Consider the following 773-nt stretch of genomic DNA (forward strand, 5'->3'; position numbering starts at 1 on the left):
CCCTTGTCCAGCTTGGCTTCGATGACCAGGCCCTTGGCCATCGAGGCCACCGGCGCCTTCAGCTCCAGCACTTCGGCCTGCAGCAGCACCTGCTCCAGCAGGTCGTCAATGCCCTGGCCGGTCTTGGACGACACGCCGATGAAGGGCGACTCGCCACCGAATTCTTCCGGCACGACCTGTTCGGCCACGAGCTCGCTCTTCACGCGCTCGACGTTGGCGTCGGGCTTGTCGATCTTGGTCATCGCGACCACGATCGGCACGCCAGCCGCCTTCGCGTGGTGGATGGCTTCCTTGGTCTGGGGCATGACGCCGTCGTCGGCCGCGCAAACGAGGATGACGATGTCGGTTGCCTTGGCACCGCGGGCACGCATCGCCGTGAAGGCCGCGTGACCCGGGGTGTCCAGGAAGGTGATCATGCCGCGCGGCGTATCGACGTGATAAGCACCGATGTGCTGCGTGATGCCACCAGCCTCGCCTGCGGCGACGCGGGCACGGCGGATGTAGTCCAGCAGCGAGGTCTTGCCGTGGTCGACGTGGCCCATGACGGTGACGACCGGGGCGCGCGACAGCGACTCGTGCTCCTGCTCGGCGGTGCCCTCTTCTTCCAGGAAGGCGTCCGGATCGTCCAGCTTGGCGGGGAAGGCCTTGTGACCCATTTCCTCGACCAGGATCATGGCCGTCTCTTGGTCCAGCTGCTGGTTGATGGTGACCATCTGGCCCAGCTTCATCAATTGCTTGATGACCTCGGCGGCCTTGACCGACATCTTGTGGGC

General features: G+C 65.3%; 1 protein-coding gene. It reads right to left on the bottom strand.

The genetic code is table 11. The annotated features are described in order from the left end of the window. Window positions 1-773: translation initiation factor IF-2 (locus AC1DU6_RS33650; RefSeq protein WP_477862707.1), on the bottom strand; the 773-nt coding region annotated here is incomplete at both ends.

The sequence above is a fragment of the Roseateles sp. P5_B10 genome, from assembly GCF_056400485.1.